Here is a 1,269-nt window from a genome sequence, read left to right as displayed (position 1 = left end):
CGCTGGAGCTGGTGCCCGGCCTGGCCGCGGACTGGACGCACACCTCGCCGGCCGACACCACGATGGCGTACGTCGGCAGCGTGGACGCGTTCGGGCGCCGGCTGCCGTTACGGGCGGCGGCGATGCTGCTGCGGGTGCTGCGGGAGACCGACGACCGCGCGGCACCGCTGCTCGAACACCTCGTCGCGTCCTGGAGCGACGCCTTCGCGGAACGCTTCCGCGCCCGCTGGGTGCCGCTGGAGCACCAGGTGGAGCATCAGTCCCGCACGGTCGTTGCGGCGGCGCTGTACGCGCGCGAGCAGCGCGAGCAGGCGGGGGAGATCGGCGAGGCCTCACGCGCGCGTGCTCAACGCTCGGCCTGACCCCGCCCGCGCCGCTCAGCCGTCCAGCGCGAAGACGTCTCCGGTCCGTGCCGCCATGACGCAGCGGTTCGAGAAGGTCCTCGTGTAGTCGACCTGACGCCCCTTCCACTCCCCGCGCGCGTAGGCGGTCACCGGGGCGTAGATCATCGGGCAGAACACGCTTCTGGCCGGGATGGCGTCGATGTCACCGCCCACCGCAGCCAGTTCGGCACAGGCCTCGGTCGCGTGGGCGTGGCCCTGGGGCGGGTCGCACAAAAGCAGTGTCCCGCGTGTGTCACTGGACCGGCTGTCGCCATGGGTGACGGTGAGGTAGAGCCAGTCGCCCTGGAGGCCGTGCCGGGTCTCCGCCCGGGCAGGTGCCTGGCCGGCGGCGAGGAGCACGGCCGCTGCCAGCAGGGCACCCCGGAGGGCGGTCGTTCGGGAGGTGTACGTCATTCCCGATGCATCGGCACCGCGGTCTCCGTACCCCAGCCCGGCTCACCCGAACGGGAGGACACGGGCATGTGCCGCCGGGCCAGTTCGAACGCGCTGAGCACCACCCGCGACTGGTACTCGACCTGGCGTGCGACGGAGATCCAGCGTGCCCCGAAGCCGTCCCGGTAGTCGGCGCACCACTCGTCGATCAGCCGGTCCAGCTCCGGCAGCACACCAGCCGGGTCGCTCCCGGAGGCGACGACGAGCTGGTACAACAGCCCGGCCGTGCGCAGGGCGAGACGCCGGCCCGCGATGCGCAGGGCCGCGAGATGCGCGGTGTTGAGCGGCGGCAGCGGGCGCGCGGCACTGGTGTCGACATCGGGATCCCACGCGTCGGCGAGCCCCGGGCAGACCAGTAAGTAGTCGTCGACCGGCGCGAGCAGCCGCGCGGCGTCGGGCACGAGAAGGGTTCGGGACAGCAGGCCGGGCGTGG

Annotated in this window: 1 protein-coding gene and 2 pseudogenes; 1 reads left to right on the top strand and 2 read right to left on the bottom strand. The window is 73.0% G+C overall.

Features of this window, described 5'->3' with window-relative positions; all coding sequences use genetic code 11:
* Positions 1-362 (top strand): annotated as a pseudogene (locus R6V09_RS53395) (M14 family zinc carboxypeptidase); the annotation flags it as partial.
* A gap of 15 nt (positions 363-377) precedes the next feature.
* Here R6V09_RS53395 and R6V09_RS53390 read toward each other — a convergent pair.
* Together R6V09_RS53390 and R6V09_RS53385 are read right to left on the bottom strand one after the other, a co-directional pair.
* On the bottom strand, positions 378-797 hold the full coding sequence (locus R6V09_RS53390) for an SSI family serine proteinase inhibitor (protein WP_317888591.1): 420 nt from the start codon (positions 795-797) through the stop codon (positions 378-380).
* Positions 794-1,269: pseudogene (locus tag R6V09_RS53385) on the bottom strand (dehydrogenase); the annotation flags it as partial. The pseudogene R6V09_RS53385 and the gene R6V09_RS53390, both read right to left, overlap by 4 nt.

It is taken from the genome of Streptomyces sp. W16, from assembly GCF_033194735.1.
Classification (GTDB): Bacteria; Actinomycetota; Actinomycetes; order Streptomycetales; family Streptomycetaceae; genus Streptomyces.
Note: the sequence above shows the minus strand (reverse complement) of the source record. Positions and strands in the feature narration are given on the sequence as shown.

Excerpts from the sequence above, each read along its gene's own strand:
- R6V09_RS53390 (WP_317888591.1), bottom strand. The coding sequence starts at position 797 with ATGACGTACACCTCCCGAACGACCGCCCTCCGGGGTGCCCTGCTGGCA.